This is a genomic window from Pseudonocardia sp. Cha107L01, assembly GCF_052566575.1.
Map to the genome: position 1 here is coordinate 8,756,352 of NZ_CP199579.1, position 14,500 is coordinate 8,770,851.

Genomic DNA, 14,500 nt, shown 5'->3' on the forward strand with positions numbered 1-14,500 from the left:
GGCGTCAGGTCACGAATACGACGGTGCAGATCACCGCGCTGAGCAGCCCCACCAGTGCCGCGACCAGCAGCGACCAACCTGCCGGCACCGAGGCGGCGACGATCGCGGCGGGCGTGGTGACCGCCGCGCCGATCGCCATCGGGCGGTGCGCGGTCAGCCATGCGCCGAGGTCGACCGGTCCGTTGCGGGCCTGCCGGTGCAGCCGGACCGCCAGCAGGAACGCGAGGCAGGCCAGCCCGCAGAGGCCGTCACCCAGTGCCTCCGGCGGCTCCAGCACCAGCGCCAGCGTCACGCACAGCACGGCCAGCGCGGCCATCACCCCGGCACGCGGGCGGGCGGTGGCCAGCACCACCCCGAGCGCGCCGACAGCCAGCACCACAGCGAGCAGCAGTCCGGTGCCCTGGCCGCCGCCGGACTCCGGGCCGGGCAGCGCGGTGAACGCGATCGCGGTCGGCACCGCCAGCATCACCGCGCCGGCCACCAGGCACGGGCCGGGCCGCCCACCCTCAAGCGCCCCAGCCGAGCCGGAAGCCTCGGACGGGCCGGAAGCCCCGCCGGAACCGGCGCCCGAGGACGGGCCGCTCATTTCCGACTCCCGAGCAGCGGGCGGCGGGACATCGGGCGCAGCACCTCGTCCAGCTCGGCGCCGTCGGACCAGGCACCGACCGGGATGCCCAGTTCGGCCAGCCGGTGCCGGATGCCCTGGCGGCCGATCCGCCACATCCGGATCGCGATCGGGTCGTAGTCCGCGCCGGGGCGGGGCTGTGGCTCGACCCGCAGCACGTCGACGACGGCCAGCCCGAACCCCCGGCGGCGCAGGTCGGCCACCGCGCTGATCACCCGCTCGTCCAGCAGCGGGGAGAACACCACCACGGCGGCACCCCGGGGCAGCACCGTCGGAGGGAACCCGCTGAGGTCCGAGGGCGCCGAACCGGTACCCGGCTGCACGTCCAGCAGTGCCTCCACCACCCGGTAGTAGTGCCGCCGCCCGAGGTCCGGGGCCAGCCACCGGACCACGCCGCCGAGCGACACCACACCGGCCCGGTCGCCCCGGCGCAGCGCGGCCTGCACCACCGCCAGCGCACCGTGCACGGACAGCTCCAGGGTGGACGAGCCGGGCTGGTGCAGATCACCGGTGGCATCGATCATCGCGACCACCTTGGCGGACTGCTCGGCGAGCCGCTCGGTCACGTGCAGGGTGCCTCGCCGGGCGCTGACCTGCCAGTTCACCGAGCGCAGCGGGTCGCCGGGCTGGTACTCGCGGATCCCGGCGAACTCCACGCCCTCACCCTTGCGCCGCCCCAGGTGCACGCCGAGCAGGTCGGGCAGGTCCATCGGGCGGGGTACCGCGCTGATCCGGTCCGCGTTCGGGAAGATCGCCACCTCGGCCACCGCGCAGTGTGCATCGCCGATCAGCAACCCGCCGGCGCCCCGGGTGGTCACCCGCAGCCGGATCGCGCACCGGCCCCAGCGCAGCGCGTGCAGCTCCCACTCGCCGCGCAGCGAACCCGGCGTGGACCGGTACAGCCCGCGCTGCTCGGCTCCCAGCTCGGCGCCGGTACTCAGCTCGACGTCCAGCAGCTCGGCGCCGGGCGGCGCGGTGAGCTCGACGGTGAGGGTCAGCGACTCGCCCTCGAACACCCGCTGGGCCGAGGTGACGGCGCGCAGGCGCACCAGCCGGTCCGGCCGCACGCTCCACCAGGCGCCGGCCAGCGCCCCGAGCAGCGGTGCGCCGAACACCACCAGGTCGAACCGGCCGGCGGCGACCACCGCCAGCGCGGCCAGCACGCTCAGCGAGACGACCGTGATCAGCCAGCCGGCGGGCTCCCAGTCGATCTTGCTGTCGGTCACCGCACCTGCTCCACGCCCCGGCTCGAGGCGGTCCGGGGCGCGGGGACGTGGCTCAGCAGCCGGGCGACGATGTCCTCGGCCTGGATCCGGCGGACCCACATCTCCGGGCGCAGGCTCAGCCGGTGGGCCAGCACCGGCACGGCGAGCGTCTTGACGTCCTCCGGGACCACGTAGTCCCTGCGGTCCAGCATGGCGCGCGCCCTGGCCAGCTGCAGCAGCGCGAGCGAGGCCCTCGGACTGCCGCCGACCAGCACGTCCTTGTCGTTGCGGGTGGCCGCGACGATGCGCACCACGTAGTCGAGCACGTCCGGTTCCACCGACACCGACTCCACCGCCGCGCGCATCCGCAGCAGCGTCTCCGCGTCCAGCACCTGGCGCACGGTCGGCTCGGTGGCGCCGCGGCTGACCCGCCTGCTGAGCATCTCGACCTCGTCGGCCGCCGGCAGGTAACCGATCCGCACCCGCATGCCGAAGCGGTCCAGCTGCGCCTCCGGCAGCGGGTAGGTGCCCTCGTACTCGATGGGGTTGTCGGTCGCGAGCACGACGAACGGCTGGGGCAGCGGGTGCGAGTACCCGTCGACGCTGACCTGTTCCTCGGCCATCGCCTCCAGCAGCGCGGCCTGGGTCTTCGGCGGCGTCCGGTTGATCTCGTCCGCGAGCAGCAGGTTGGCGAACACCGGGCCGGGGCGGAACTTGAACTCACCGGAGGCCTGGTCCAGCACGGTGGTGCCGGTCAGGTCGGCGGGCAGCAGGTCGGGGGTGAACTGGACCCGGCGGAACTCCAGCCCGAGCGCGGCGGCGAAGGACCGGGCGATCAGCGTCTTACCCAGCCCGGGCAGGTCCTCGATCAGCACGTGCGCCCTGGCCAGCACCGCGGACATGATCAGCTCCAGCGCGGGGCGCTTCCCGACGACCACGCGTTCGATCTCGTCCAGCACGGTCGCCGTCCGGTCCGCGACCTCGTTCGCTACAGCCGCAACAACACTGTCGGCTGTGCTGTCCGTCGTGCCGGCGGCCCCATGAGTACTCACTGTCGCTCCACTCTCTCCAGAATTCGCAGCAGCGCCTCCCGGCCGGCCCCGGGCGTCGACCGGTCCTCCGAGCGCTGCACGTCACGGTCGATCAGGGCCCACAGCTCCGGCCCGAGCAGCTCCTTGGCGCTCGCCCTGGGATCTCCCCCGGCCGGCAGCCGCTCGGCCAGCGCGAGCTCGACCAGCTCGGCGAGCACCGGCCGCACACTGTGGTCCCAGTTCCGGGTGGAACCGCCGGCCCATGCGGCGGCCACCAGGTAGCGCCGGTAGGCGGGCGTCGCCTCGACGGTGTTCGGCTCGAACCGGGGCCGGGACGCCTTGATCCGCTGCCAGCGCATCCACAGGTTCGCGACGAGCACGACGGCGACGACGAGCAGCGCGCCGACACCCATCACCACCAGGCCGCCCACCGAGCCGACCAGCGAGCTCGCCGCTTCCGGCGGCATCGTCGGCACCGCTCCGGTCATCGGGCACGCTCCCCGACCGCCGGCAGGCTGGCCAGGATCGCGCTCAGCGCCTCGTCGGCGGCCGCCCGGTCCGGCTCGCCCATCGGGTGCTCGCTGAACCGGGCCTCCCGGAACAGCCGCAGCAGGGTGCCGGCCGGCCGCTCCGGGATCGACGCACCGCGCACCCCTCGGCCCAGCACCTCGGACGGCGTGTCGGCGGCCTTGGGCGCGATGTCGCCACCGAGGCCGGCCAGTGCACCCTCCATCGCGGCGAAACAGGCGACGATGGCCTCCCTCGGATCGGTGATCGCGCGGTCGAGCACCGCCGCCCGGCCGGCCGCGACGGCCTTGGCCACCGCCTCGGCCGGGGTCGGCTCCTCCTCGACCTCCGCATCGATCACCTGGGTCCGCCGCATCAGCACGATGATCAGCGCGGCCAGGGCGGCGAGCGCGGCGAAGGCGGTGAGGTAGGTGCCGATGCCGGCCTGCGTCACCTCGTGCGACTGGGCGTTGTGCAGCCCGAGACCGGAGGAGTCCGGCGGGCCGACCGGCTGGTCGGGGGCCGGCGGGGGTTGCTCCTTGACCGGGCTGAACGTCTGCATCAGCAGTTGGTACCCCAGCGCGACCAGGATCCCGACCAGCGTGGCCACCGCGACCCGTTTGCGCTGCCCGGCGCTGAGCCGCGGTTTCGGCCCCGCCGCACCGGCGGCGGCCTGCACCCGGCGGACCCGCCGACCCCAGACCAGCAGGATCAGCCCGGCGGTGACCACCGCGATGCCGATCGAGCGGATCACCCCGAGGACCACGCCGCCGGCGGGACCCGGGACGTGGGGCAGCGTCCCCTCGGCGCGGGCCCTCGCTGCCACCACCGCGAGCACCAGCAGCACGGCCACCGTGCCGATCCGGGCCGACGCCGAGCCGAACCGGGTCGTCGAGCCCGGCCCGGAGGACCCGTGCTGCCCGTCGTACCGCTGCGCCATCGCCCCTCCCGCCCGAGCTGTCGGCTACTTCGCCGGTCGCGCCGGTCAGCCCGGCGCACGGTGGTGGGTGTCACCGCCGCCACATTGTGGCTGTTGATCGCGCTTCCGGCACATCCGGCACGGATCCGGGCCTCGACAGACGTCCCGGACAGCGGATCCGGGCGGGCGGTCCGGACCTCAGACGCCTCGGAGTGGGCGGGACATCGCGACCCTCGGCCAGCGGTCCAGACCGGCTTTGCGTTCCAGGTCCCGGATCAGCCGCAGGCGCGGGCCGAGCTCCGGTTCGGGGATCTCACCGAAGCCGAGGGTGCGGTAGTACGGCGCGTTCCAGGGCACCTCCCGGTACGTGGTGAGGGTCAGCCGGGGGGCGCGGTCCGCGGCGGCCAGCCGGGCGAGGTGCTCGATCAGCGCCGCACCGAGCCGGCGACCGGCCGCGGCCGGGTGCACCGCGACCTGGGCGATGTGCAGGTTGCCGTCCACCGGCTCGGCCAGCAGGAAGGCCAGCAGCTTGCCACCCGCCCCGCCACCCTCAGCGCTACCTTCAGTGGTCACCCACGCGCGCCCGGCCCGCTGGTAGTGCCCGAGTTCGGTCAGCGACAGCGGTTCGTCGTCGGCGATCTCGGCCAGCCCGATGTCCCGGAAGATCTCGCCGGAGGCCCGTTCGACCTCCCGCAGCAGCGGCAGCTCGTCCTCTCGCGCCAACCGGATGCGGGTGGCGGTCTGGGCGGCGTCTGACGTGGTCACGGGGGCGAACCTACCGAAGGACCCGGCGCGGTCGGGTCTCAGTGCGCGACGATGGCCTCGCAGCTGCGGACCGCGGCCCGGTAGGCCCGCTCGGTCGGCCGGTCCAGCAGCGGGTGGTCCAACTGGTTGCGCCAGTGCCCGATCGCGTGGAGCGCCGCGGTGTGCAGCTGCTGGCGGTCCGCGTGGGCCGGCAGTCCCAGCCGGGCCGCCGCCGAGGTGCCCCGGCCGCCGAGCACCCGCTCCAACGCATCCCGGGTCGGCTCCGCCACCGGCAGGGCCGCGACGCCGGCGAGCACCCGCACCTCGGTACCGGCGTGCGAGTCGGCGAGCAGCCGCTCCACCGCTCGGAGGAGCCGCGCGGACCGGGTGGCCGGCTGGCGCAGCAGGACCCGGTGCACGGTGCGCAGCGCGGCGTGCGCCTTCAGTTGGCCGTGCCGGCTGGCGAACCGGGCGTCGAGTACCCGGTGCAGCTCGTCCAGCCCGCTGTGCCGCACCAGCGCGGCGGCGAGTGCCGGTGCGTCCCGGGCACCGCCGCGAACCAGGTCGACCGCGATCCGGACGCCGACCAGGCCGAACGCCTCGAGCAACCACTCCCGCTCCTCCGCCGACACGCCCAGCTCCGCGCCGGCGAACCGGCCGGCGGAGACCAACGCCGCCCCGAGCACGTCGTCCGGCAGGCCGGCCAGCGCGGCCAGCGCCGCGAACTCCCGCTGCCGCAAGGTCTGGCCACGCAGCGCGAGCAGCCCGGACACCGCAACGAAGTCCCGGTGCAACCCGCCGAGCTCCGGGTCGGTGCGCAGCTCGGCGCTGCGTTGCCGGGCCGCGCCGAGCGCACCCGCCGAGCCGACCGCACCCGAGCCGACCGCACCCGAGCCGACCGCACCGCCGCCCAGCTCGTCGGCCCGGGACAGCACCCCGACGATGCCCAGTGGCCCGCCTGCGCCGGTCTGCTCCTGGAGCTGGCGCAGCAGCGCGACGTCCGAGTCGTGCCGCGACCGCATCAGGAAGATGACCGCCTCGGCTTCGCAGGCGCCGTCCTCGGGCGCCAGGAAGGCCATCGTGCGGGCGGAGACGTCGGCCGAGTTCGACGACGTGCCCGGGGTGTCGATCACCGTGTAGCTGTCGAGCAGCGCGGACGGCCAGCCCACCACAAGGCGCTCCACCCGGTCGGCCGGCACCGGCCCCAGGTCGAGGCGCAGCCGGCCGTCGGTGCGGCGCACCGGCAGCGGGGTGCGCCGGCCGCCGTCGTGGGTGAGCTCGATCCGGGGTCCGGCGCAGCGGTGGAACCAGGTGACCACCCGGGTGCACTCGGTGGCGTCGGTCGGGGCGATCTCCTCCCCCACCAGCGCATTGAGCAGCGTCGACTTGCCCGACTTCAGCTTGCCGACCAGCGCCACCCGCAGCGGCTCGTCCAGCCGCCGCTCGCACTCCGCCAGTTCGGCCGCCACCGAAGGATCGTCGGCGAAATCGGCGCGGGCATCCCGGATGATCAGCCGAGCGCGGTCCACCTCGGTGCCCGTCGAAACTCCCGCCCCCAGCCCGAACCCGGTACCCGTCGAAACTCCGGCGCCCATCCAGAACCGGGTACCTATCGAGGATCCGGTGTTCATCGCAGCGCCCCGGTCCGGTCCAGCAGCCCAGCGGCCCGCACCCGCAGCTGGCGCAGCTCGCTCAGCCCCTCCGAGACCACCGCCGCCCGCGCATCCCGGCGGTCCCCGTGCGACTGGTTGGCCAGCTGCGCGGCATGCACCGCGTCGTCCGCCGACCGCAACATCTCCGCCGCGACGGCGCTGAAGTGGTCCCGCAGGTACCGCTGCACCTCACGGAGCCGGAACTTCGACTCCCGGCCGACCTGGAAGATCACGTCGTCCATCAGCCTGGCGACCGCCACCTTCGCCTCGGACTGGCGGCGCGCGGTGCGTGCCTTGCGGTCCTCCCAGAACGTGTTGGCGCCCAGCAGCACGCCGGCGCCGATCGACCAGGGGTTGAGCAGCGCGACGCCCGCGACGCTGGACACCACGCCGACCATCAGGACACCCCCGTAGGAGCCGCGCAGGCTGTTGATCACCCGTTGCACGATGCCCGCCTTGCGGCTCTCCAACGCCTCCAGCGAGTTCACCGAGTCCAGGGCGTAGCTGGGGTCGCCCCTGCGCAGCTCCGGCACCACCCGGCCGCTCTCCTCGGCGAACCGGGCGCCCACCTGCTGGGCCAGCTCCGCCGAACGACTGTGCGCGAGCAGGGAGTTGGCCTGGACCGCGTCGGCGACCCGGCTGTTGAGCCACTCGCTGAACTGCTCCCAGCGCGGCGCGGGGTCCGACGCCGTGATGTCCGCCTCGGCCTCGCGGACCAGGGTGCGCAGCCGGTGCCGCAGGTCGTGCTCCACGTCGACCATCAGCTCGGTGGCGCCGTCGCCCAGCACCAGCTGCCAGTTCGCGGTCTGCGCCCGGAGGCGGTCGGCCGCCAGGCGCGCCTGCTGCATGCGGGTGACCAGCTCAGCGCCCCGGCCCGGGTCGTTCAGTACGTCGAGCTCGGCGTTGAGCGCCATGGCCAGCTGGTCGGACACGATCCGCACGTCGTTGATCACGCTGGTGCGCAGCACGGTGTCCGCGCCGCCGATGACCCGGTCGGCGAGGAAGTCGGCGAGCTGCGGGATGCCCGACTCGACGGCCAGGGCGCCGTCACCGAGTCGCCGGGCGGTGTCGTGCAGCGCCGAGGACACCGGCAGCAGTGGGATGTCCAGGCCGGCGTTGTTCAGGTGGGCGCGGTCGGCCCGCTGGATGTCCGGCCAGCGCTGGTAGAGGTCGATCTTGGTGATGACGCCGATGACGGACGGACACAGCTCGCGGATCCGGGCCAGGTAGGCCAGCTCCGGCTCGGTGTACTCCTGGCTCGCGTCCGACACGAACAGCACCGCGTCGGCGCCGGCCAGCAGGGACAGCACCGCGGCCCCGCCGGCCGAGTCGATGCCGGCGGCCCCCGGCGCGTCCACGAACAGCACACCCGCCGCGGTCTGGGTAGTCGTGCCGGGTGCCAGGTGCTCGGCCGGTACCGTGCCGGCGCCCGGGATCTCGCCGACGATCGTGTCGACCAGCGCACTCATCCCCTGGCCGGTCTCACCGGTCACCACGATGCGCAGGCTCGGGTCGGTCACCCTGGCGCGGGCCTGCGCCAGCCGGCTGCCGAGGTCGGCTCGACCGGCGGCGTCGGTGAGCCCGCGCAGCCGGTCGAGCAGGTCGGTCATCGTTACGGTGGAGGTCATTGCCTTGCCGCCACGAGCGGCGCCATCCGTCATGACGGACACGGGTTCTCCTTCGGAGTTTGCGGATGCGGCCGGGCGGCCCACCCGCCCGATGCGGCGGGCGGGCCGGGACCGGTCAGTGGTGGACGGTGGTCGCGCTGTGGTCGGTGGTGCTGTGCGATGTCGTGCTCTGGTCGGCGGACAGGCTGTGGTCACTGCTCGAGGTGAGCCCGCTGGACAGGCCGTCCGAGGTGGCCGCGAGCCCGCTGTGCGAGCTGTCCGAACTGGACCCGGTGGACGCGGCGGTGGTGTCCGTCGGGGCGGTGGTGTCCGTCGGCGCGCTGGTTGTGACCGGGGCGGTGGTGTGCGAGCTGCTGGTGGACGTGTCGGCGGTCGTGCCGGCGGCGTGCGAGCTGCTGGTCGACGTACCGGACGACGTACCGGCGGACGACGTGCCGGTCGTCGGTGCTCCGGTGGACGACGTGCCCGTGTGCGTGTCGGCGGACGACGTGCCCGTGGACGACGTGCCGGTGGACGACGTGCCGGTGGTCGACGTGCCGGTGGTCGACGTGCCGGTGGTCGACGTGCCGGTGGTCGGGTCCGCGGGGTGCGAGCCCGCCGTCGAGGTGGAACCCGAGGTGGCGCCGGTGTCTGTCGGCGTTGAGCTCGAGGTGCCGTCGTGCCCGGTGGCAGGCGGCGCTCCGGTCGCGCCGGTGGTCGTACCGGCTCCGGTGATCGTGCCGGCTCCGGTGGGCGTGCCCGCCGTGAGAGGTGTGTCGGAGCTGGTGCCGGTGTGGGTGGTGCCGGTGCTCGGTGTGGTGGTCTGGCTGCTGCTCCCCGTGCTCGGGCTGGCCGTGCTCGGGCTCCCGGTGGGCATCGAACCCAGCAGTGCGCCGACATTCCCGGCGGTGTGCGAGTCGTTGCCGTTGGTCGGGGAGCTGCCCAGGTCGGCAGTCGGCGCGGCGGTGGTATGTCCGGTGTCGCTCTGGCCGGCCGTCGTCGCGGTGGTCGCGGTGGTCGCGGTGGCCGCGGCGAGGTGGTTGCTGGTTGCGGCGTTCTGGACACCACTGTTGAGCGACTCGGTGCCGAAGTCGGTGTGCGTGCCGGCGTTCACCGGGGTGGCGCTGACCGGCTGGGCGGTGGCTACCGCACCGGCCGTGAAAACCACCGGCTGGCTCGGTGCGCTGGGCAGCCCGACCGATCCGGCCGAGGCCGGTGACCCGTTGGCCGACAGCCCGGACCCGAATGATGCGGCCGGAGCGACCCCGGCCGACGGGGCCAGCGAGCCGCCCGAGTGCGCCTCTCCGCCGGACAGACCGCTGTTCAGATTGGCGTTCCCGGCACCGACCCGCAGCTGGGATCCACCGTCCTGGTGCAGGTCGTGCTGCCCACCGGGCTGGGTGTAACCGGGCTGGGTGTGACCGGACTCGTGCGGATCCTGCGCCGCGTGCCCCGTCTCCCCCGAACCCTGCGCGGGCTGCCCGTGACCCGACTGCCCCGGGTTGCCCTGCCCGTGACCGTGATCGCCCTGCCCGTGACCCGACTGACCACCGCGGCCCGGCTCTCCGCCTCGGCTCGGCTGACCACCGTGGTTGCCCTGCCCGTGATCGGGTTGACCGCCCTGGTTGCCCTGCCCGTGACCCGACTGACCGTTCTGGTCGGCCCCGCGTCCGTCGTGGTTGCCCTGCCCGGCCTCGTGCCCACGCCCGTCGTGCTGGTCCTGCCCACGCCCGTCGTGCTGGTCCTGCCCACGCCCGCCGTGCTGGTCCTGCCCACGCCCGTCGTGCCGACCGTCCTGCTGGTCCCCACCCCGACCGTCGTACCGGCCGTCGTGGCGATCGCCGTCCTGGCGGTCGGCCCGGTGGGTCGGCTGGTGGTGACCGTCGCGGTAGTCCGGCCGCGGCGGGTTGGCCGCCGGCCCCGGGCCACTCCACGGGCTGTGCTCGCCGTGTTCGGGATCGGCCCGGTAATCCGAGCGGTGGTCCCCTTCGCGGAACTGGTCGCGGACTGTCTCGCGGATGATGGCGTCCAGTTCCCTTTCGGGAATGAATATGTTGGCCATGCTGACCTCTCCAATTTCTCGATCGACGCCACCCGAACCGGAGTGGGACACCATCGAAAGCTAGGCGGGATTTCTGGCATGCCGCTGTGGATTTGCTGGGGACTCGACCTGTGCCGCGGCGCCCACCGAGCGACCCGTACCGCACACAAGAAACGCACAGCCGGCGCCAATCCGAACTGCTGGTTCGGCTGGCTACAGTTCTGCCATGACTCTTTCTGTGGGCATCGCGCTGGCCTCGGATCTGGTCCGCGCCGTCACGCCGGGTGGCGCGCCGGATCGGTTCGCGGTGCCACCGGTGGTGCGGGTCCCTCGGTCGGGCCGACCGGTGGTCGGCGCCGGCGAACCGGCTGACGGGGTCGGTGCGGTGTACCGGGACTTCACCGGGCGTGTCGGCGATCCGGTACCGGTGATCGGCAGCGACGGTACGGCCCGGCTCGGCGCCGACCTGGTGGCCCTGACCGTCGCGGGTCTGCTCGCCCACGTCGCCCACGGCTCGGCCCCGGCTCACCTGGCGATCGCCCACCCGGCGGCCTGGGGGCGCTACGAGTTGTCGGTGCTGCACTCGGCGCTGACCACGACCGCGGCAGGCGACGTGCCAATTTCCCTGGTCAGCGCTCCGGTCGCCGCAGTGGCCTCGGCTGAGTCGGCTGGCGCGGTGCATCCCGGCGAGGCCGTGCTGGTCGCGGACATCGGTAGCGGCGACACCGAGCTGGCAGTGCTGACCGACGGCGCGGACCGGTCAAGGCTCCTCGTCGCGACATCGCGCGTCGAGGACCTCGGTGGCGCCGTGCTGGACCGCGCGCTCGCCGCATACGTTCTGGAGCAGCTGCGCGGGCGGTTCGCGGGGCTGGATCAGGCCGACCCCGCGAACCACGCCGCACTGCGTGAACTGGTGGCGCGTTGCCGGCTCGCCAGGGCCGATCTGGCGCGCCGGCCGGCCACCGTGGTCGACGTCCGACTGCCCGGCGGCGAGGAGCGGGTGCGGGTGATTCGCACCGAGCTCGAGTCGCTCATCGCCGGGCCGATTTCCGCCGCCGTCTCGGCGATTGCGCGCATGTCGGGTGAATCCGAGGCAAAAGGAATTCCCATCGCCGCCCTTCTACTCACCGGCGAATCGGCGCGGACACCATTGCTCACCGAACAGCTCTCCGCGCGCATTCGGGCGCGGGTGCTCGTGTCGCCGGACGCGGAATGGACGGCGGCGGTCGGCGCGGCGGGAATAGCTGCCGCCAGGGCCCGGCGGGCTCAATCGGGGCCGCCTACCGTCACGCGGCACCGCAACGCCGTACCGAAAACCCCACCCCACCCGGCGCCGCGGCGCCCACAGCCCCAAACCGCACAGCCCCAAAAGGCACAGCCGCAAAACGCACAAGCCCAGACGCCGCGGCCCCGGACACCGGCGCCGCCGCCGAACTATCCGTCCGCGAGTCGCGGCACCTCCCGGATCCGGACCGCGGTGGCCAGCGCGGTCGCCGGCTTCGCGGTACTCATCGCCGGCGGCGTCGCCGTCTCCGGGGCCGGCGGCGGCTCGGGCGCTCACCTGGCCAGCGGGACGCACGACGGCCACCGATAGCAACAGCGCGCCCGGGTGCATGCCGGGCCGAGGCCACCGAGTGGGCGTAGCGTCCCGGGCGGCACATGTCGGCGGCTCGGGGAGGCGACACCTGATGGGCGTTCGGGACCGGGTCACAGCGTTCTGCGATCGGTACCAGCTGCGGCTGCCTGTGGTCCAGGCACCGATGGCCGGCGCCTGCCCACCCGAGTTGGCCATCGCGGTGGCCGAGGCCGGCGGGATGGGTGCCGCGGGGGTGGTGCTGGACAGCCCGGCGGCCATCGCCGACTGGGTGGCGCGGTTCCGGGCCGGCTCGTCGGGCCCGTTCCAGCTGAACGTCTGGGTCCCCGACGAGGCGGGCGCCGACCCCGCCGAACTCGAACGCGGCACCGCGGCCGCCCGGGAGTTCCTGGACCGGTTCGGCGCACCGGGCGAACCCGGTCCGCCACCCCCTGACTTCGACCGACAGTGCGCGGCGATGCTCGACGCCGCACCGACCGTCGCCTCCTCGATCATGGGCCTGTTCCCGCCGGAGTACGTCAAGCAGCTGGCCGATGCGGGAATCGCGTGGTTCGCCTGCGCCACCACGCTCGACGAGGCCCTCGCCGCCCAGCGGGCCGGCGCGGATGCGATCGTCGCGCAGGGTCTGGAGGCCGGTGGGCACCGCGGCACCTTCGATCCGGACGCCGCCGAAGGCACCTCGGTCGGTCTCTTCGCGCTGCTCCCCCGGTTGGCCGACCACATCCAGGTACCGATCATCGCCGCGGGTGGGATCGCCGACGGGCGGGGCGTTGCGGCCGCGCTGGCACTGGGTGCGAGCGCGGTGCAGGTGGGTACCGCACTGCTGCGCGCCCCGGAGGCGGGGATCAGCAAGGACTGGTCGGCGTCGCTGGACGGGCTGGCACCGGAGGCCACTCGCACCACCCGCGCCTACTCCGGACGGCTCGGCCGCGCGGCGCCCACGCCGTACGTGACGGCCTGGTCCGAGCCCGGGGCACCGACACCGGCCCGCTACCCGGTGCAGCGGCAGTTGGTCGGACAGTGGCGGCGTGGCGCTCGGGACGGGCTGGACCGGGTCAACCATTGGGCCGGGCAGAGCGCGGCGCTGGCCCGCGAGGAGCCGGCCGGTGAGATCGTCGCCCGGATGTGGCGCGACGCCTCCGCCCTGCTCGCTGCCGGGTGACCGGCACCGCGCCCGCCGGCTGACCGCGCCCGCCGGCTGACCGGATCAGCCGACTGACGGGGTCAGCGGGTTGCCTGGGTCCGTGGTCCCAGCGGTTCGTCCAGGTCGAGAACGTCCAGGACGCGGTTGCCGAGTTGCCGCGACACCCGCAGCCGGCTCGCCGCGTAGGTGCCCAGGGTGACCCCGACGAGGGCCGCGCAGACGCCGCGCCCCACCATCCGGGAACGTGAAACTACTGCCATTGTGCTCAACCTCAGCTTTGTCATGGATCAGACGAGCTCACACGAGCCCACACGAGCTCGGGGATAGCCAGCAGATCGCCAGCTCCGGGTACCCCGATAGCGGCGTCCTGATCAGCGGAAACGCCAGCGGGGGGCACCGGCGGGCGACATCGGCCTAGGCAGCCGGCGCCGGGCCGCTCAGCTCCGGGCCACGCCTATCGACAGCAGTATCGCCCTACCCGAGGGGGCCGGCCCGAGTGTGTGGGACGCGGCGAGATAGCCCGGCGTCGGCTGCCCGGTCGGCGCCGGGACGACGGCGTCCGGCTCGGAGGTTCCCTTGGCCGACGGGGCGAAGGCGGGACGGCTCTGCGTCCACAGCAGGTCGCCCGCCGTGGACTCGTGGCAGATCGGGCCGTGGTCGGGACCGGCGGATACCGGCGCGGTCGCCGAGCTGCCGGTCCACTGGTGGTGGCTCGGCGTACAGTCGGCCGGCTGGGTCATCAGCACGACGAGCAACAGCAGAGCGGGCGCACACCACCGCCACGTCCACCGGGGCATGAGGGCTCGCAGCGTTCTGCCGTTCACAACCATTTCACGGTAGCAGCAGCCGGACCGCGCACGCTCCCTCGTTCCTCGCCGCTACCGCGAGCCGCATGACGAGCCGCACGCCGAGCCGCACGCCGAGACTGTGATTACCTCTTTTTCAGAGGTAATATGAAACGGTGACCTCGACCGACCTGCCCGCGACATCGGCCCGCACCGCCAAGGAGGTGGTCGCGGTCACCGCCGCGCTGCGCCGGGTCTACCGGCGGCGGCTGCGCGACATGATTCCGGGGCCCCGGCTGCGCGGCGCCCAGCTGGAGTTGTTGCAACATGTCGAGGCCGAACCGGGCATCGGAGTGGCCGCCGCCGCGCGCGCCCTGCACCTGGCCGGCAACTCGGTGAGCACGCTGGTCAACCAGCTCGTCGAGGAGGGACTGCTGCGCCGGGAGATCGACCCGGCCGACCGCAGAGCCGCCCGGCTGTTGCTCACCGAGCGCGCCCAGGCCCGACTGACCGAATGGCGCGGCGCCCGGGGCCGCCTGATCGCCTCCGCGCTCGAACGAATGCCGAGCGTGGACCAGGAAGCCCTGGCCGCCGCGCTGCCCGCCTTCCGGCGTCTCATCCAGGAACTCGAGGAGACCCTGTGACC

General features: G+C 73.9%; 15 protein-coding genes. 5 read left to right on the forward strand and 10 right to left on the reverse strand.

The window, feature by feature from the left end:
* Window positions 1-4 precede the first annotated feature (4 nt).
* From ACTXG6_RS41310 to ACTXG6_RS41345, 8 genes are all read right to left on the reverse strand, one after another.
* Window positions 5-586, reverse strand: coding sequence for a hypothetical protein (locus tag ACTXG6_RS41310; RefSeq protein WP_445184741.1), 582 nt, complete (start codon window positions 584-586; stop codon window positions 5-7).
* Complete coding sequence (locus tag ACTXG6_RS41315; RefSeq protein ID WP_445184742.1) at window positions 583-1,851, reverse strand: DUF58 domain-containing protein; 1,269 nt, start codon at window positions 1,849-1,851, stop codon at window positions 583-585. Before ACTXG6_RS41315 ends, ACTXG6_RS41310 begins: the two co-directional genes overlap by 4 nt.
* Entirely contained in the window at window positions 1,848-2,882 is a 1,035-nt protein-coding gene (locus ACTXG6_RS41320) for an AAA family ATPase (protein WP_445184743.1), read from the reverse strand. Before ACTXG6_RS41320 ends, ACTXG6_RS41315 begins: the two co-directional genes overlap by 4 nt.
* On the reverse strand, window positions 2,879-3,349 hold the full coding sequence (locus ACTXG6_RS41325; RefSeq protein WP_445184744.1) for a hypothetical protein: 471 nt from the start codon (window positions 3,347-3,349) through the stop codon (window positions 2,879-2,881). The genes ACTXG6_RS41320 and ACTXG6_RS41325 overlap by 4 nt, the downstream gene beginning before the upstream one ends.
* Window positions 3,346-4,308 carry a DUF4129 domain-containing protein gene (locus tag ACTXG6_RS41330; RefSeq protein ID WP_445184745.1) on the reverse strand — a complete coding sequence of 321 codons (963 nt, stop codon included), beginning with the start codon at window positions 4,306-4,308 and terminating at the stop codon, window positions 3,346-3,348. Before ACTXG6_RS41330 ends, ACTXG6_RS41325 begins: the two co-directional genes overlap by 4 nt.
* Before the next feature lie 177 nt (window positions 4,309-4,485).
* A complete protein-coding gene (locus ACTXG6_RS41335) occupies window positions 4,486-5,052 on the reverse strand; it encodes a GNAT family N-acetyltransferase (protein WP_445184746.1) in 567 nt (188 codons plus the stop codon).
* A gap of 38 nt (window positions 5,053-5,090) precedes the next feature.
* Window positions 5,091-6,662, reverse strand: a complete 1,572-nt coding sequence (locus ACTXG6_RS41340) for a dynamin family protein (RefSeq protein WP_445184747.1) — start codon at window positions 6,660-6,662, stop codon at window positions 5,091-5,093.
* Window positions 6,659-8,344, reverse strand: coding sequence for a EutP/PduV family microcompartment system protein (locus ACTXG6_RS41345; RefSeq protein WP_445190261.1), 1,686 nt, complete (start codon window positions 8,342-8,344; stop codon window positions 6,659-6,661). Before ACTXG6_RS41345 ends, ACTXG6_RS41340 begins: the two co-directional genes overlap by 4 nt.
* 32 nt (window positions 8,345-8,376) lie before the next feature.
* Between ACTXG6_RS41345 and ACTXG6_RS41350 the strand changes: the two genes are divergently transcribed.
* The 4 genes from ACTXG6_RS41350 to ACTXG6_RS41365 all read left to right on the forward strand — a co-directional run bounded on the left by ACTXG6_RS41350 (window position 8,377) and on the right by ACTXG6_RS41365 (window position 13,087).
* Window positions 8,377-9,696 carry a hypothetical protein gene (locus ACTXG6_RS41350; protein ID WP_445184748.1) on the forward strand — a complete coding sequence of 440 codons (1,320 nt, stop codon included), beginning with the start codon at window positions 8,377-8,379 and terminating at the stop codon, window positions 9,694-9,696.
* Window positions 9,672-10,703 carry a hypothetical protein gene (locus ACTXG6_RS41355; protein WP_445184749.1) on the forward strand — a complete coding sequence of 344 codons (1,032 nt, stop codon included), beginning with the start codon at window positions 9,672-9,674 and terminating at the stop codon, window positions 10,701-10,703. The genes ACTXG6_RS41350 and ACTXG6_RS41355 overlap by 25 nt, the downstream gene beginning before the upstream one ends.
* A gap of 322 nt (window positions 10,704-11,025) precedes the next feature.
* Window positions 11,026-11,925: an Hsp70 family protein gene (locus tag ACTXG6_RS41360; RefSeq protein ID WP_445190262.1), complete on the forward strand. Its 900-nt coding sequence runs from the start codon at window positions 11,026-11,028 to the stop codon at window positions 11,923-11,925.
* Between the two features lie 94 nt (window positions 11,926-12,019).
* Complete coding sequence (locus ACTXG6_RS41365) at window positions 12,020-13,087, forward strand: NAD(P)H-dependent flavin oxidoreductase (RefSeq protein WP_445184750.1); 1,068 nt, start codon at window positions 12,020-12,022, stop codon at window positions 13,085-13,087.
* A gap of 62 nt (window positions 13,088-13,149) precedes the next feature.
* Here the strand turns inward: ACTXG6_RS41365 and ACTXG6_RS41370 are convergent, their stop codons facing one another.
* Together ACTXG6_RS41370 and ACTXG6_RS41375 are read right to left on the reverse strand one after the other, a co-directional pair.
* Window positions 13,150-13,329 carry a hypothetical protein gene (locus ACTXG6_RS41370; protein WP_445184751.1) on the reverse strand — a complete coding sequence of 60 codons (180 nt, stop codon included), beginning with the start codon at window positions 13,327-13,329 and terminating at the stop codon, window positions 13,150-13,152.
* A gap of 177 nt (window positions 13,330-13,506) precedes the next feature.
* Entirely contained in the window at window positions 13,507-13,866 is a 360-nt protein-coding gene (locus ACTXG6_RS41375; RefSeq protein WP_445184752.1) for a hypothetical protein, read from the reverse strand.
* Window positions 13,867-14,030: 164 nt separating this feature from the next.
* Here ACTXG6_RS41375 and ACTXG6_RS41380 point away from each other — a divergent pair, with 164 nt between their 5' ends.
* Window positions 14,031-14,498 (forward strand): MarR family winged helix-turn-helix transcriptional regulator, encoded by a 468-nt coding sequence (locus ACTXG6_RS41380; RefSeq protein ID WP_445184753.1) that lies wholly within the window; start codon window positions 14,031-14,033, stop codon window positions 14,496-14,498.
* The last annotated feature ends 2 nt before the right edge of the window (window positions 14,499-14,500 follow it).